Genomic DNA, 15,134 nt, shown 5'->3' on the forward strand with positions numbered 1-15,134 from the left:
AGGAAATCAGGAAATGGTTTTTGCGGAATAGGCTTTACGACGGCTATACCAGATGAGCAGCGCTCCTCCTATTACCATTAGTGTGGAGATGATCTCTGCCTGTGTAGGATGGAAACCAAAAATGCTATACCGGGTGTTCACCCTTATTTTTTCAATAAAAAATCTTTCAATACCATTCAGTATCAGGTAAATGCCAAATATTACGCCAGGTACGGTAATTTTTTTACGGATGCTCCATAACACCAAAAACAGCAGCAGGCAGGCAATGATCTCATATAACGGTGTAGGATATACGGGAGGTTGCAGCATGTGGCAGTACCGGCCATCACAACCGGGAATAGGAATACCTTCATTCACTACATTGTGCGCGTAGTTAAAAGACCAGGCCCAGTCGGGCAGCCAGGAGAAAGGGTTCGGATGCGTGTTTGCAATACCCCAGTCACCATCGCCGGCAAAGTGGCATCCCATACGGCCCACGCCATAGGCCAGCATCAATGCTGGCGCCGCACTGTCTATTAAATGAAAAGTGTTGATCTGCTTTTTATTAGCATACCTTATTATAACAATAGCAGCTACAATTAATCCTCCATAAAAGGTAAGCCCGCTAAAAGATACCAGGGAACCAATGGGGTCCTGCACAAAATCATTCCAGTTCTCCAGGTTATGAAATATTTTGGCGCCTATTAACCCCGCTATGGCCGCCATCACCGTAAAATCCGGCACCCGCTGGTGCGGCATTACCATTATGGTTTCTTTTTTAGGCGTTGGTAAGGTTTTCTTTTTCCGGTTATTATATTTTAACCACACAAATAGCGCCGCCAGTACAATACCGGCTGCCCAGCTGCCCTGTGCTGAAAAGATAAAACCCTGCAGGTCCTGGGAAACGGCCTCCTTAGAAAGCATGGCCCCTATTACCTTAAAGCCCAGCAGAAAACCCAGTACCCCGTTCCATACCAGCTCACCGATGCTGGCCGGTTTACCCACCTCTATTACATCCGGCACCCCATGCAGCCAGCCAAGCTTTTCCCTTCTTCTTAATTCAATGGTTAATACATAGGCTGCTGCCAGGAAGGCAATGGCCACAAAAAAACCAAATGTTTGAAAGATTTTCAGGAAAGGGAGCTCAACGCCAAACAGGTCCTTAAAAGCGTAATAAAGATTAGGATACATAGTAGCTATAAAAAAAATTTGGTGATCTGAGTTTTCCTATGAACAAAGCCGAATTAATCAAAAGGAAAATCAAACCACCAAAGTAAGTTGGAAAAATCGCAATTTCCAAATTCCCCCCGTTAAGCGGAAGGGAATTTTTTAGCAGTACTGCTCAAAAGCGTCTGCCAGGTTAGCGGCGATCATTTGGGCCGGACGGCCTTCGATCATGTGACGCTCAATGAAATGTACCAGCTCGCCATTCTTAAACAATGCGATGGAAGGAGAAGAAGGCGGGTAAGGTAACAGGTGAGAACGCAGCTGTTGTACAGCAGCCATATCAAAACCTGCAAAACTGGTTGTTAAACGGTCCGGTTTCTTTTCGCTGTGAGCTACTGCCATCAACACACCAGGACGTGCGCTACCGGCTGAACAGCCGCAGACGGAGTTGATCACAACCAGGGTAGTCCCCTCTTTCTTTAAGATCTCGTCTACTGAGCCAGGGGTCAGCAGTTCTTCAAAGCCATTATCTGTTAACTCTGCCTTCATTGGCAATACTAATTCCGCGGGATACATATCACTATAGTTTTTTCTGGTTTTTAAAGATTTATTGCTTCAGCAAAGTTAATTATATAGCATCACTTTTTAAAAATCATTCAAAAAAGACTTTTTGGCACCTAAAGTCATTTTACACAGACAATCTGTCATAACACCTATATCAAAAACTGGCAAAATTGCCTTTTTTAAGGCATGGTATTTCATTTGATTAGGTAAGGGCGTTGAACAAAACAACAAATGGTTAAACTAAAAAAAATTAAAACTTAATAGCTATGACATTCGTAAAATTCAATCAACACCCGGCTCACAGAACTTTAGGCGGTCTTATGGATGAAGTATTTAACAATACCTCCAAATTATGGAAAGATGATATTTTAACCAGCGACTTCTTCGGTACCTATCCCCCGGTGAACATTACTGAAAACAAAGAAGCTTATGTACTGGACATCCTGGTGCCCGGCTGGTCTAAAGAAGATTTTAAGCTCAATTTAGAGAATAACGTGCTGACCATCAGCGCAGAAAAGAAAGCTGAACCGAAGGCTGAAGATCAGAAACAGATCCGCCGCGAATTTAACTTCCGTTCCTTTAAACGTTCCTTTACCCTGGATGAAAGCGTAGACGCTGATAAGATCCAGGCTAAATACGAAAATGGCGTACTAAACCTGCAGCTGCCTAAGAAAGAGCAGGCACAGCCTAAAACCAAATCCATTACCGTTGCATAAGTGTTGAGGATGAATAGATTTTAGTGGATTTTGCATAGTCCCGGGGCCTTACCGCCCCGGGATTTTTTATTTTATGTAACACGAAATAGTAGTCACAATTCACACAAACGTTTAACAGGTATGCTATTTTAATATGATAATTTGCCCTCTGAACCGAAAATTCTATGGCACCTAAAGCCAAATATAGGTGGGCAGTACCCGGAAAACTCTATGTTACAGTTGAAAAAGCTGTAATAGGTATAGCGTTGAGAAAGACCCTCGACAGCCGGGAGCACTATAATATTAAACTCATATTCGATTACCTTTTCTTTCATATTTTGTTGATAGTACCGGAAGTGTTCTTTACGCTGTACTTCCAGAATACAACCCAGCTGATATTATATCCCTTTTTCCTGGCTATGTGCCTGCTGGGTATGAGCATGCTGAAGAGAAGAGTAGCTACCCAGTCCGTTGGTACACTGGTATCATTTACCACCCTGGTATTTGCCATGTTATCCTCTTTCCTGAACAACCAGGATATCTCAGTAACTTATGGCACCATCTGGATATTAAGTATCCTGTTCTGCTACCTCACCACTAACCTGCCCACCACTCTGCTGCTGGGCAGCCTGTTGTGCGGATACCTGGGGCTGGCCGCATATATAAAGGTGCATCATGTAATCTCTTTTGCGGCGCCCGGCTATTCCATTGAAAATTCTTATGGCACCGCCCCGATCACCTGCGCCCTGTATATTCTATTTATTATACGGGTCATTGGCCGGCACTATAATAATATTATGATCCTGGAGCAGCGCTTAACGCTGCAAAAGCAAAAACAACATGCGGCCCTCATCCGCCAGAACCTGACCAAACAGTTTATACTGGTAAAAGGCCTGTCACGCTCAGGCAAAACAAAATACCTGGAAGGAAACCTGGAACTCCTGGAAGCCTGCCTTACCGAGATTGAAAAGCAGTGCGAAACAGCTATTGACCTGCTGCAGCATACCCATAAAACATTGGAAGTGGAATCCAATAAAAAAGCTCCTCATTAACTGAGGAGCTACTCCAAGGCATAGGCTAAGAAATTCATTTCATAGATAGAGCGGAAAAAAAGTTCCATTCCATAGGATAGATAAACTTGCAATTTCACCAGGTATAAGGGAAAATAGCATTTCAAAAGGTACAAGGAAATAGCAGAACTTCAATCGGTACAAGGAAAATAGCAAACTTCACAAGGCATACAGGAAAATAAGACGGGATATTCGGTTAGAGATACAAAGATAGGGAACCCCATAAACCCTGGTAATACCAAAAAGTTGTAATTTTTAACATTCCTTTCACTCCTCATTTATAATAATATGATGTTATTCAATGTTTATCGCCTCCTGATAATTTTACTGGCGTGCATACCACCAGGCCATTCAAATGCAGTGCTACCGCAGGAAAGCGAGGAAGCTGCCGTGAAAACCACTATCGGGCAACTGTTTGAGGGCATGCGTAAAGGTGATAGCACGATGGTAAAGGGCGCTTTTGCCCCGGGAGCTATTTTGCAGACCATTGCATCTCCTGCCGGGGGCGGTACCCGGCTACGCACGGAGTCCCTGCAGGGTTTCCTGGAAGCAGTTGGAAAGCCTCACACGGACGTGTGGGATGAGCGGATCACCTATGGCCATATTGCTATTGACGACAAGCTGGCCGCCGTGTGGACGCCCTACGAGTTTTACCTGGGCGGGCAGTTCAGCCACTGCGGGGTAAACTCTTTTCAGCTGGTTAAGCTGGATGGCCAGTGGAAGATCGTGTACCTGGTAGATACCAGGCGTAAAACGTGTAAGTAATGGAAATGAACGTGTTAGAATGCTGATATTCCCTGAAATGAGTAGGGAGCAAAAAATAAACCCCTCGAAGAATCGAGGGGTTTTCAGTGGATTACTAACCCATTTTTTTAATAACCCAAAATCTTTAACATACTCTGGGCAGTTTGCTCCTTGGCATACAACCAATCTTTGAGCTGCCCGTTTTTGTCGTATCCTACAATAACATGTTTCGGTGAAGGGATCAGGCAGTGTTTAATACCGCCGTAACCGCTCAGCTGATCCTGGTAAGCCCCTGTATGGAAGAAGCCAATATATAATGGCTCCCCGTTACTGAGCTTTGGCAGGAACACCGCGTTAATATGCTCTTCCGAAGTGTAAAAGTCATATCCATCGCAGGTAAGCCCTCCCAGGTGCACCTCCTGGTACTCCTGGTCCCATTTGTTAATGGGCAGCATCAGGAACTTTTCTCCTATGCCCCAGGTATCCGGTAAGGTAGTAATAAAAGAGCTGTCTATCATATACCAGTTCTCACGGTCGTTCTGCATCTTCTCTCCTACTACACTATATATAACCGCGCCGCTTTCGCCTACGGTATATGAACCAAATTCTGTGTAGATGTCCGGTACGGGCACCTTGTTCTTTTTACATACACTTTTAATAGAGGCTACGATCTCATTTACAATGTAATTATAGTCGTAGTCAAAACCCAGCGAATGTTTAATAGGGAATCCTCCCCCTATATTAATACTATCCAGCTCCGGGCAGATCTTCTTTAACTGGCAGTACAGGTTCAGCACCCGGTTAAACTGGCTCCAGTAGTAAATATCGTCTTTAATACCTTTATTCATGAAGAAGTGCAGCATTTTCAGCTCAAACTTCTCATTACCCTTTAGCTTGTCAACGTAAAACTCCAGTATATCACGGGAGCGTATGCCCAAACGGGAGGTATAAAAGTCAAAGGTAGGCTCTTCTTCAGCGGCAATACGCAGTCCCAGCTTCACGGGTTCTTTGGTGCGTATATGCTTCTGATACTCTTCCAGCTCCTCCTTATTATCCAGCACAGGTATCACATTTTTGAAACCGCTGTTGGCGAGGCGGGAAATAGCCCGGGTATATGCTTTGGTTTTATAACCGTTGCAAATTATGAAGGTTTCTTTATTGATCTTCTTCCGTTCGTATAATTTATTGATTATATCAATATCATATGCGAAAGAAGTTTCGATATGCACCCCATGCTTCAGGGTCTCCTCCATAATAAAGGAGAAATGGGAGCTTTTGGTGCAGTAGCAATAATAATAGTTTCCGTCGTACCGGTTCTTTTTAATGGCATCCTGGAACATCTTTTTAGCCTTATTTACCTGCATCCCGATCTTGGGCAGATAAGTTAGCTTGAAAGGCGTACCATATTTATCGATCAACGCCTTGATGTTCAAACCATTAAATTCCAGATAATTGTCGTTCACCTCAAATCCTTCCTGCGGAAACTCAAAGGTTTGATTCACGAGATCTGTGTAGGTGTTGTTCATCTAAATCTGTGAATGAATTTTAGGTTAGTAATAAAATTTAAACTCAGGTTTAGCTGGAGAAACTCCTGGTTTACACACCTACGTCAGTTCGAAACCCAGCAAAATTGGTTGCAAAGCTAAATATTTTGTTCTATTGCAGAAGCAAAAAATTTGGCCCTTTTTACAGGGAAACGTCATATCAAAGTAAATAATTACGAATCAATTATTTAAGGGGTATGTTAATTTTTGAGAGTGGGATGGGAATCAGGCTGGTGTTAGTCCAGGCAGCACACTAATATTATGTAAATCAATTAATTAAATAGCTTTGCCTTTCCTATGGCCCGTTTGGCCAGCCCAATTTATTAAAATATTAATAACCAGTTAGTTATATTTTTATCGGCAGCCAACTTCCGGCTAATATACCCCACCGGATGCTACTTAAATAAGTAACTTATTGTTGTGGTGAGGTCTGAGAATCAAAAAACGTATTGATATACAACCACTTATTATACATACAGGCTTTTAAAGAGGCATTACAAGCCCCACAGTATTAGCCCGTGTTTATGGCTGTCGGCCCGGGTCATTCTCTCCTACTGCTCAGCCTGCCCAGAGCTCTTCAATAGTGTTAAGCTGCGTTTGCCTTCATTAAAAAGCAGGTCCAGTATACTGAGGTTAGTCAGGAAACCGGTGCGGTCCTGGAACACCTGAGTGTACTCCGGTCCTTCCCAATTTTGCTCCCGCTCACCCGGCTTAAGCTGGTCCCGGGCATCGGTGATCTCCGAGGCGGGATCAACCTGTTTTTCAAACCGGTCGGTAAAGGTGGGTGTACAATCATACCCCATTACCCGGTTAGCCCATTCAAAACAAGCCATGTTCCAATCCAGCAAAAATTGGTGGGGTTGCTCAAATAATCCCTGAAGGTCTTCCTCATAATATTCAAACCATGGGGAACGGCGGTAAGCGGACACCAATGTCTTCCAATGCAGGGCCTGCCACTTCTCCTCATTACTGATCCGCACATCCTTCATAATGGTACGCTGATTTTTTCCTTTGGTTAAAGGTACACTGAGCAGGATGGTTCCATTAGGCCCGGCAATGTAACAGCGGTTACGATAACTGAGCTTTTGGTAGTGTTCATATCTCTCTATCTGTAATATGGAGTGATTAATTAAAGTTTTATAGTAGGAAATCGATGGAAAGTATTGTGATTCAATCAATAAAATTTCATTTTTTGGTATTGCTGTCATAATGTCAAAATTTGGTGCCTGCTATGTAAAAACCTATGATGTCAGGTGTTGAAGTAATTACCATTTGCTACTTAACAATTAATTGCAACTACCTCTAAAACAGTTCATAGAAAAATAAAAAATATGCTATTGTAATTAGCATTTTGCCTTTTAAAGCAAAATTTTAGTTACATGTAAAAATACTAAAGTAATTAGTAGTTTTTCTGTTCATTTTCAAGGCTTTTTTGGCTGAAGTAAAATGTAAAGCAGAAATGGCTGAACTGCCACTTATACCCCACCGTCTTTGGGGCGGAAGGTTGAAAAATGGAAAGGCCATAAATGAAAAAAGGAATAAAATGGATGGGGCTGCAGGTAGAAAGCCTATTAAAAAAGAAGATTTAAAAAAGATGGTTAATTACAAAAATCAAACATTTTTGATGTGCTCTATTTTAGGAAACCGGGAGGATAAAGTGCAGGTTTGGACGTGCGGATGAACTTTATGAAATGGCAGGTTCAGGTAAAAATGGGATTTAATGATGGGGGCGCTTCAGGTTCAATTTTTAAGAAAACGGCTTTTTTGAACTAACCCTGATCCCGGAAAACGAAAACTTCGTAGATTGGAATTTTTAGAAAAGTAAATTCCCCGGTAGGTCAAAAACCGGAAAACCGGACGCCTGAAAAAGTCATTTTTTGGAGTAATTGGTGATGAGCTTTTTCCCTGAAAAACGATCGTTAAAACAACCAAATCACTAAATGGCAAAAATGGATTTGGCTTTTTGAGGATAACTGTTGAGGCGCTGTTTATATAAAAACACTCAAAAATGCAGGCCGGTTCCGGCGCTCAAAACTGAAGCCAGGTATCGGGGGGATAAGCACATTTTTTACTACTTAAAATAGTAATATCCAATTTGTTTAGATTTTGTGAATTTATTAGCCGGCTTACCCCGGAAAAATGTATTTCGCTAATTTTGCCTCATGCAACAAATGACCCGTTTTACTCAATATATACGCCTCACCGTTTTAGTGCTGCTTACCTGGGGCATGGCCAGCTCCTGCGAAAAAATGAAGGACCTGGAATTTATCCGGGTAGCCGGCGTTAGCATTGACGAACTGGGTATGAGCACCAGCATTGTCCGCATGACCCTCGCCTATTATAACCCTAATAACTTTAACCTGCAGCTGAAAGATGCCAATTTTGACCTGTTCTTTGACGATACCCAGGTAGGCCATTCCGTGCAGGATACCCTCATCCGCATACCGGCTAAAGACACTTTTTACTTTCCTGTAAAGCTGGAGGTAAGCATGGCCAATGTGCTCAAAAATGCCTGGAGCGCTTTTGCCAATAAAGAGGTAACTATTAAGGCTACGGGTAATTGCAAGGTGGGTAAAGGCGGGTTATATTTCCCTTTCCCTATTAAGTGCGAGACCAAACAACCATTGAAATTCTTCTAAAAGACGGGCCGCCTACCAGCTGCCGGTTACTAATTCCATAATGGTTAAAATGTGCCGGCTTTCGGAAAGGTCTTTTATGGGTGGCAGCTCCACCACAGCAGCGCGTACCTGATTCAGGGCCTGCAGATCGATTTCTTTTATTAATCCATGCTTATAATAGCTGGCCAGGGCTATAGCGGTTTTTAATACCGTGGCTTTTACCCGTACGGAGTGCGGGGAATAACGGCCGGGGTGGAGGTGAATGTATTTGCCGGTTTCCTCCTGCCCCATTCTTAAGATCCAGGTGGATTGATCGGATAATGTAAGGGATTGGTAACCCTCCTCTTGATCCAGCCAGCGGGCGTATTCCGGCAAGGTATTAATGTCCCGCTCCCACAGGGCATCCAGGGTTTCCTGGCCAATTTCTGCTATTTGCAGGTGGCCCAGGTATAGGTCCATCTGGGAATTCCCCAGCACCTTCAGGTGTTGGGAAAGCTCAGCTACCGGGCAGGTAGCTATAAAATTACCTATGGCGCCCAGGTGGTGCTTGAGCGCGTTGAAATGTATATTATGTAATCCGGCGGCTGACATCTAAAAAAAGTCCCGTTCCGGAGGACCGGAACGGGAGCTATTCAATTTACAGTTACAAGAAATTTAGTGTTTTTTGTCGGGATGCCCGCCACCATCTTCAGGTTTCTTGCAGCAGGTGGGCAGCTTGGCGTATGTTTCCGGGTTAGCGGTTACATTATCCGCATCATAGCCTGCGTTGGCAATGGCTGTTTTCACATTTTCAATATTGGTACGGTCCGTGAAGAACTTTACCGTAGTAATGTGCTTTTTAACATCCACTTTGGTAGAGGCGATGCCTTCTTCCTGCAGCATGTATTTTTCAATCCTGTCCTTACATTGTTCGCATTGTACGGTCGGTGTGCTGATCTTTGCCGTTACGAGAGTGCCTTTTTTGGATTGCGCCATGGTAGCAGTGCCTACAGCAACCAGCAGCATTACCATTACGAGCTTGATGATACGCATAAAAAATTGTTTTGATACCCGAATGTAAGAAAAATTATGAATGTGCTGATGTACTAATATGGTGCATATTAGCACCTTGCAATTATTTACCCCATTGATCCGGAGCGCTGCGCCAGGATTGCAGGGTAGATTGTTCTGCGGCAGATACCATCCCTTTTTCAACCGCCAGCTCTATTAATGCATTATAATTACTGAGTGAGCGATAGGGTACACCGGCTGCTTCAAATGCCTGCACTGCTATATCAAAACCATAATTAAAGATAGATACCATGCCTATTACCTCCCCGCCTGCCTGGCGAATGGCCTGCACGGCTTCCAGGCTGCTTTTGCCGGTAGAGATCAGGTCTTCTATCACCACTACAGGCTGGCCTTCCTGCAGCACGCCTTCGATCTGGTTGCCCATACCATGTTCCTTGGGTTTGGAGCGTACATAAATGAAGGGCAGCTTTAGCTGATCGGCTACCAGGGCACCATGCGGTATGCCTGCGGTAGCTACTCCGGCTATTACAGCTGCTTCCGGGAAGTCGCTGAACACCATGTTGGAGAGCTCTGATTTAATATAGTCGCGCACGTAAGGAAAGGATAACAGCTTACGGTTATCGCAATAAATGGGCGATTTCCAGCCGGAAGCCCAGGTAAAGGGCTCGGCGGGGCGCAGCTTTACGGCCTGCACCTGCAGCAGCTTTTCGGCTACTTGTTTTTCACTGATGTTACTCATGGCAGCAAAATTAGGGGATCGGTAGTTTTTTGTATAAATTATTATACAAAGCAGCTAAGTTTTTGTACGGTTTTTATACATACCGTATAAATGGATCAAGCGGCTGATGCTTTATTTACAACAGTTTACAATCCCGGTAGCGGATCAAACGGTACCCGTGAATGATTATCAACCCCTACCTGTATATCTACGCATTCCAAACAGTATTTTACACGCAGCTGCTCCATCGCGGATCATACGGAATTTATCACAAGGGCTACGCATTCGTCGGTTACTGTTACCCATTTTGTTCACATATAGCTATTTTTGCCGTATGGAACAGACCCAAACAATATATCTCAACGAGAGACCCCTCATCCTATCTGCCAATCAAAGAGAGATCCCGGCCGGCTTTACCGAAGCGCCGGTGTGCCCTAAACCAGATGCTATTACCATCACCCAAACCCTGCTGGCACTGGAAAAGGGTGAGATACCGGCGGCTGTTTTTGTACAGTCGGATACGCAAAAGCTGCTGGATGCCATCAAAAGCCATTTTAATGTTCTTGTGGCGGCGGGTGGCCTGATCACCAACCCGGCGGGCGAAATATTGCTGATGTTCCGCCGCGGTAAGTGGGACCTGCCCAAAGGCAAGCAGGATGAAGGGGAAAGCCTGGAAGACTGCGCTTTGCGTGAAGTGCAGGAGGAAACCGGCCTGCAGCACATAACCCTGGAGCACAAGCTCACGGAAACGTACCACTACTACCCGTTAAAAGAGAAAAAGGTGCTGAAACATACGTACTGGTACAAAATGCTGTTCACCGGATCAGAGCTTACGGTGCCGCAGATAGAGGAAGATATTATGGATATACAATGGATCAGGCCTGAAAATTTAGGCAAGTACCTGAAGTTTTCCTATCAGAATATTTTGGATGTGTTTGAGAAAGCCGGATATGCGAGTAGCTTTTAGCTGTTGGCTGTTAGCTTTTAGCTGTTGACTATTGACTGCCAGCCTTTAGCTAAAAGCTGATAGCTAAAGGCTAATAGCTTAACTTATTGGTCTCGTTTAGGTAGTATAGCCACTGTTAAACGGCTGATGCATACCAGCTTATGCTGATCATCCGTAATGCGGATGTCCCATACATGAGTAGTAGAACCTAAGTGCAGGGGCCTTGCAATAGCATGCACATAGCCTTCCCGCACGCCTTTTATATGGTTGGCATTGATCTCCAACCCTACGCATATTTGCTTTTGAGAGTCTATCACCAGCCCCGATGCCATACTCCCCACCGTTTCTGCCAGGGCTGCAGAAGCTCCACCGTGTAACAGTCCATAAGGTTGTACGGTACGGTGGTCTACCGGCATCATCATCCGGAGGTAATCCGGGCCTATTTCCGTGAACTCCATACCCAGGCAGCTGCCTATGGTATTATCGCCCCATTCGTTTAGCTGATCCAGTGAAATATCGAGTGAATGCCAGATGGGTTTCATAAATAATTAATAATTAAGAATGAAGAATGAATAGATTGAAGCGAGTGTATCCGCGATCATTAATTTTTAATTATTCATTATTAATTGCGGGGCGGCTCTTTCTCCTGGGCCAGCGTTTTTAAGACCGCTTCCGGCAGGAACTGCGATACATTGCCGTTATTACGGATAATATCCCGCACCAGGGTGGATGCAATACTGGTAAACTGGGGTGTACAGGTAAGGAAGATGGTTTCTATACTGTTGTCCATAGCCCGGTTCACATCTGCAATGGCCTTCTCATATTCAAAGTCGTTCACGTAGCGGATACCCCTTAATATATATTGTGCATTTACCTGCTGGCAGAAATCAACCGTAAGCCCTTTATAAGAGGCTGCCTTGATCTTAGGCTCATCTTTATAGATATCCCTGATCCATTGTAAACGCTGCTCCAGCGCGTACATAGGCACTTTGCTGGAATTCACGCCTATGGCAATGATCAATTCATCAAACAGGTTTATAGCCCGGTCTATTACATCTTTATGGCCTAAGGTGATGGGATCAAAGGTGCCTGGAAATACACATATACGCATGGAAACAATTTAATGGTCAAATAGTTGCATACCGGGCCTTTAGCTGTGCTGCCGCAGCTCTTCCCGGTTAATGAAAATAGAAAATATAGTAGTACCGTAATTGCGTTCCGTACGGTAGTAGTTATAATGCTTGTAATTGTTACGTGGTGTATGTTCCAGCACCAGCCAGCCTTCCGGGTTCAGAAGCTGCCGTTCAAATATTACCAGCGGCAGCTGGTCTATGGTGGTAAGTGCGTAGGGCGGGCCGGCAAAAATAAAGTCGAACTTATCGGTACACTGCTGCAGGAACTTAAATACATCCATGCGGAACAGCTTCAGGGTATGAATATCCAGCGCCTGTGCTGTTTTCTCAATATAGGCGGCCATGTCCGGGTCCTTTTCCACAATGGTTTGATCTGTGGCGCCGCGGGAAGCCAGCTCGTAGCTGATGCTGCCGGTACCGCCAAAGATATCCAGTGTTTTAAGGGAAGGTATATCCAGGTTGTTTTCAATGATATTGAACAAGCCGCCTTTAGCTATATCCGTGGTGGGCCGGGTATGGGGCATGTTGGCAGGCGGCTGAAACCTTCTTCCTCCATATGCCCCTCCTATTATACGCATAGGGCCAGGGCATACAGGTTATGGAAATAGTAACCGGGCATTTCCTGCATTTTGCCAATATACTGGAACTCCGGCAGGCGCTGCACCCACTCCAGGTGGGGTACAAACTTATGCAGCTCCTGGTAAATATCTGAATCCTTGGCCAGCGGGCCACCCAGCTTTACCTTTACCTTTTGCTCATCCAGGCCCAGTACCCGTACGGCATTTACCAGGTGGTATACTATATCCAGCCCGGATTGATAGGGCAGCTCCTGCTGGTTCAGCAGCTTGCCGGCGGCATATATGGTAATGGTGAACCGGTTGCGCTGGGCCATAATATAGGCTACGCCATCGTGGTTACGGAAATCAAAATCATAAGGGTAGGCCTGCAGCAGTGCGGAGTGTGCGTGCACTACACGGTCTGTCGAGAACTCTTTGCGTAAAAAGCCCAGCAGGTCTTTATCAACCGCATACACATTCACTAAGGACATTGGTGGTGGTAAAACATCGGCCAGCACGGCTTCCTGCAGCTTTTCGGGGTATACCATATGCAGGAAATCCTTTTTCAGCTGCGGGCTGTACTGGTTTTCCGGCACCAGGGTGCTTACAGAGGCATCAAAGGCCAGCAATACGGATTTGAAGGCGGTAAAGAGCAGCTTGTCTGCATCAAATACCCGCTCGATCATTTCCAGGTCGGCCACGGCCAGCTTTTGCGGTTGGAAATTATATGACTTCAACGCCAGGAACTTTCCTCCTGCAGGATCAAATACTACGTAGCTGAAAGTGCCCTGGCCTACCAGCACCAGCAGGTGACAGGTGGTAAGGTCCGTTTCCAGCAAAGAGGCATCGTCTACTGCAAATGCCGGCTGCATATTATATGTTACGGACATATTGTACTTGTGAATGAAGCAGCAATTTAAGGCGAAAAGCTGAAAGGTGAAAGCAGAAAGCTGATCACCTTTTGCTGCCAGTGCTTTTTGAAGCCAGCTTTATGCTTTCTGCTTTGCGCTTCAGGCTTTACTGTAGTTCTTCCAGCATTTTCTTGCACTCCGCCTTAATACCGGGATCGTCCTGGGTTACAGGGCGCAGGGTAACGGCTTTGCGCAGCACATCCATAGCCAGGGTTTGCTGATCATTCTTATTATAGGCGCGGGCCAGTTCATAATAGTTCAAAATAAACCCGGGATCCAGCTTGCGGCATTTTTCATAATTGGCAATGGCCTGATCCATAGAACCATCCGGCAGCCCGCCAAATAAGGCTTTGGCAGCATTTTTTTCCAGGAAGCTGAGGTTTGCCACCTCATAGTTCCATTTGCCCAGCACATGGTATGCCTGCCCATAGTTCGGGTTGAACTTAATGGCCAGCTCCGCATACTTCTTTACATCGCGGGAAGCAGCTACTTTTTCCTTGGCGCCGGAAATAAGCGCCAGCCGGCCCATGGCTACGGCCATTGCATAGTTGGCATTGGCATCGTTAGGGGCGGCCTTCAGGGCCTCTGCGGCGTATTCTTTTGCTTCGTTAAAGTAACGGGTTTTATCTTCCTTTTCTTTCTGGCGGTTGCCTTCGCGGGAGCTTAGCTCACTGGCACCTATAAGTGCCTCCAGCTGAGTGGGTTGCGCCTTTAGTACTTCCTTGTATTTAGCCAGGGCCTCTGCCTCTTTCATTTGCTTTTCCAACTGCCTGGCCTGATCTAAGGTTTCATCCACGCTCTGGGCGTATAGGGCGCCGGTGCTAAAAAGCAGGCAAAGGGCGGCCATCATGAACTTTTGTGCCATAGGGTGGGTTAGTTTTTTTTATTTATATAAAAATAATAATAATATTTAATAAAGCGTAAAGCTGAAAGCAGAAAGCCAAAAGCTGCTTTTTTTAGGCTGAAAGCTTAAGGCAGAAGGCATAAAGCTGATTGCTTTTTGCTGCCTATGCCCTGATGAAGGCCCAGGCTTTATGCTTTACCCTTTATGCTTTATGCTTTGTGCTTTATGCTTTGTGCTTAATACTCTTTTTCCAGCGATACCAGGGAGTTCCGTACCTCTGCGCCCATGGGCGGGTTCATTTTGCGGAGGGTTACCACTGTTTTTTTAACCCGGGGGTACCTTTCCCGGATGGTGTGGCTGATGCCGGCCACCACCTGCTCCAGCAGGGGCTGAGGAACGGCCATTACCGCTTTTACAATGGTAAAAATATCCTGGTAGTTAACGGTGTCCGACAGCTCATCTACCGGGATGGTATCTGCAATGGTCACATACACATCCAGGATGAAATCATTCCCGATGATCCGCTCTTCAGGGTAAAAACCATGAAAAGCGCGGAATTTAAGTTGTTCCAGGGCGATTGTTAACATGCGCAAATGTGAAAATATGCAAATGTGCAAATGGTAAGATGCTAAC

The 15,134-nt window shown here is 45.1% G+C and carries 19 protein-coding genes; 6 read left to right on the plus strand and 13 right to left on the minus strand.

Features of this window, described 5'->3' with window-relative positions; all coding sequences use genetic code 11:
* Window positions 1–6: 6 nt before the first annotated feature.
* A complete protein-coding gene (locus BMZ54_RS17665; protein ID WP_089914702.1) occupies window positions 7–1,170 on the minus strand; it encodes a prolipoprotein diacylglyceryl transferase in 1,164 nt (387 codons plus the stop codon).
* Window positions 1,171–1,308: 138 nt separating this feature from the next.
* Window positions 1,309–1,722 carry a BrxA/BrxB family bacilliredoxin gene (locus BMZ54_RS17670; RefSeq protein WP_089914705.1) on the minus strand — a complete coding sequence of 138 codons (414 nt, stop codon included), beginning with the start codon at window positions 1,720–1,722 and terminating at the stop codon, window positions 1,309–1,311.
* 254 nt (window positions 1,723–1,976) lie between these two features.
* On the opposite strand from BMZ54_RS17670, the gene BMZ54_RS17675 reads away from it, so the two are divergent.
* The 3 genes from BMZ54_RS17675 to BMZ54_RS17685 all read left to right on the plus strand — a co-directional run bounded on the left by BMZ54_RS17675 (window position 1,977) and on the right by BMZ54_RS17685 (window position 4,240).
* Entirely contained in the window at window positions 1,977–2,426 is a 450-nt protein-coding gene (locus BMZ54_RS17675; RefSeq protein ID WP_089914707.1) for an Hsp20/alpha crystallin family protein, read from the plus strand.
* A 164-nt stretch (window positions 2,427–2,590) separates the two neighbouring features.
* Window positions 2,591–3,457 (plus strand): hypothetical protein, encoded by an 867-nt coding sequence (locus BMZ54_RS17680; protein WP_089914710.1) that lies wholly within the window; start codon window positions 2,591–2,593, stop codon window positions 3,455–3,457.
* Window positions 3,458–3,835: 378 nt separating this feature from the next.
* A complete protein-coding gene (locus BMZ54_RS17685) occupies window positions 3,836–4,240 on the plus strand; it encodes a nuclear transport factor 2 family protein (protein ID WP_202909279.1) in 405 nt (134 codons plus the stop codon).
* A 107-nt stretch (window positions 4,241–4,347) separates the two neighbouring features.
* Here the strand turns inward: BMZ54_RS17685 and BMZ54_RS17690 are convergent, their stop codons facing one another.
* Together BMZ54_RS17690 and BMZ54_RS17695 are read right to left on the minus strand one after the other, a co-directional pair.
* A complete protein-coding gene (locus tag BMZ54_RS17690; RefSeq protein ID WP_089914715.1) occupies window positions 4,348–5,745 on the minus strand; it encodes a type III PLP-dependent enzyme domain-containing protein in 1,398 nt (465 codons plus the stop codon).
* Window positions 5,746–6,314: 569 nt separating this feature from the next.
* Window positions 6,315–6,971: a WbqC family protein gene (locus BMZ54_RS17695; RefSeq protein WP_089914718.1), complete on the minus strand. Its 657-nt coding sequence runs from the start codon at window positions 6,969–6,971 to the stop codon at window positions 6,315–6,317.
* A gap of 251 nt (window positions 6,972–7,222) precedes the next feature.
* On the opposite strand from BMZ54_RS17695, the gene BMZ54_RS17700 reads away from it, so the two are divergent.
* Entirely contained in the window at window positions 7,223–7,444 is a 222-nt protein-coding gene (locus tag BMZ54_RS17700) for a hypothetical protein (RefSeq protein ID WP_089914721.1), read from the plus strand.
* Between the two features lie 481 nt (window positions 7,445–7,925).
* The gene (locus BMZ54_RS17705) at window positions 7,926–8,402 is read left to right on the plus strand and encodes an LEA/WHy family protein (RefSeq protein ID WP_089914723.1); all 477 of its coding nucleotides are present in this window, start codon (window positions 7,926–7,928) and stop codon (window positions 8,400–8,402) included.
* Window positions 8,403–8,414: 12 nt separating this feature from the next.
* On the opposite strand, the gene BMZ54_RS17710 is transcribed toward BMZ54_RS17705, so the two are convergent.
* From BMZ54_RS17710 to pyrE, 3 genes are all read right to left on the minus strand, one after another.
* Complete coding sequence (locus BMZ54_RS17710; RefSeq protein WP_089914726.1) at window positions 8,415–8,972, minus strand: hypothetical protein; 558 nt, start codon at window positions 8,970–8,972, stop codon at window positions 8,415–8,417.
* Between the two features lie 63 nt (window positions 8,973–9,035).
* Window positions 9,036–9,413 (minus strand): heavy-metal-associated domain-containing protein, encoded by a 378-nt coding sequence (locus BMZ54_RS17715; protein ID WP_089914728.1) that lies wholly within the window; start codon window positions 9,411–9,413, stop codon window positions 9,036–9,038.
* Between the two features lie 82 nt (window positions 9,414–9,495).
* Window positions 9,496–10,131 (minus strand): orotate phosphoribosyltransferase, encoded by a 636-nt coding sequence (gene pyrE / locus BMZ54_RS17720; RefSeq protein ID WP_089914731.1) that lies wholly within the window; start codon window positions 10,129–10,131, stop codon window positions 9,496–9,498.
* A 313-nt stretch (window positions 10,132–10,444) separates the two neighbouring features.
* Between pyrE and BMZ54_RS17725 the strand changes: the two genes are divergently transcribed.
* Window positions 10,445–11,077, plus strand: a complete 633-nt coding sequence (locus BMZ54_RS17725) for an NUDIX hydrolase (protein ID WP_162277587.1) — start codon at window positions 10,445–10,447, stop codon at window positions 11,075–11,077.
* A gap of 83 nt (window positions 11,078–11,160) precedes the next feature.
* On the opposite strand, the gene BMZ54_RS17730 is transcribed toward BMZ54_RS17725, so the two are convergent.
* The 6 genes from BMZ54_RS17730 to BMZ54_RS17755 all read right to left on the minus strand — a co-directional run bounded on the left by BMZ54_RS17730 (window position 11,161) and on the right by BMZ54_RS17755 (window position 15,088).
* Window positions 11,161–11,598, minus strand: a complete 438-nt coding sequence (locus BMZ54_RS17730) for a hotdog fold thioesterase (protein WP_089914737.1) — start codon at window positions 11,596–11,598, stop codon at window positions 11,161–11,163.
* An 80-nt stretch (window positions 11,599–11,678) separates the two neighbouring features.
* The gene (coaD, locus tag BMZ54_RS17735) at window positions 11,679–12,167 is read right to left on the minus strand and encodes a pantetheine-phosphate adenylyltransferase (protein ID WP_089914739.1); all 489 of its coding nucleotides are present in this window, start codon (window positions 12,165–12,167) and stop codon (window positions 11,679–11,681) included.
* Window positions 12,168–12,206: 39 nt separating this feature from the next.
* Window positions 12,207–12,767, minus strand: a complete 561-nt coding sequence (locus BMZ54_RS17740; RefSeq protein WP_089914742.1) for an RsmD family RNA methyltransferase — start codon at window positions 12,765–12,767, stop codon at window positions 12,207–12,209.
* Window positions 12,758–13,636 carry a DUF3822 family protein gene (locus BMZ54_RS17745; RefSeq protein WP_089914744.1) on the minus strand — a complete coding sequence of 293 codons (879 nt, stop codon included), beginning with the start codon at window positions 13,634–13,636 and terminating at the stop codon, window positions 12,758–12,760. Before BMZ54_RS17745 ends, BMZ54_RS17740 begins: the two co-directional genes overlap by 10 nt.
* 127 nt (window positions 13,637–13,763) lie before the next feature.
* On the minus strand, window positions 13,764–14,522 hold the full coding sequence (locus BMZ54_RS17750) for a tetratricopeptide repeat protein (RefSeq protein ID WP_089914747.1): 759 nt from the start codon (window positions 14,520–14,522) through the stop codon (window positions 13,764–13,766).
* 215 nt (window positions 14,523–14,737) lie between these two features.
* Window positions 14,738–15,088, minus strand: coding sequence for a dihydroneopterin aldolase (locus tag BMZ54_RS17755; RefSeq protein WP_162277588.1), 351 nt, complete (start codon window positions 15,086–15,088; stop codon window positions 14,738–14,740).
* Window positions 15,089–15,134 lie beyond the last annotated feature (46 nt).

This window comes from Chitinophaga rupis, from assembly GCF_900109685.1.
Classification (GTDB): Bacteria; Bacteroidota; Bacteroidia; order Chitinophagales; family Chitinophagaceae; genus Chitinophaga; species Chitinophaga rupis.